At 40.6% G+C, this 315-nt stretch carries 1 protein-coding gene; it reads right to left on the reverse strand.

Features of this window, described 5'->3' with window-relative positions; all coding sequences use genetic code 11:
- The coding region (locus tag MWU65_RS17860; protein WP_247079984.1) for an alpha-N-acetylglucosaminidase C-terminal domain-containing protein at positions 1–315 on the reverse strand (315 nt) is incomplete at both ends.

The raw sequence follows: 315 nt of genomic DNA on the forward strand, positions 1-315 counted from the left end.
GTTGCTGCAAATTCAAGAGCATCTGCCTTATAAAGTTCAGAATTATTCAATTCATCTGAGCAGGATAAAAACTTTTCTATTGCCTCAAAAATACGAGGATCCTTGTTAATGGTGCCTGTAGCCCAGGAACCACTATTTCCTTGAAAACCAAAACGAGGATGATCCGTCATCGTTCCATAACTCGTTTCTCTAAGAAGCTGCCATGCCTCTGCCATTGCTACGGGACAGCTTCCATAGCGTGATTTTGAATATTCAATATACCATGTATCCAAATCTATAGCCTTATTGGTCCAAGCCATATCGGATACCAACTCA

The sequence above is a fragment of the Cellulophaga sp. F20128 genome (assembly GCF_023015805.1).
Lineage (GTDB): Bacteria > Bacteroidota > Bacteroidia > Flavobacteriales > Flavobacteriaceae > Cellulophaga.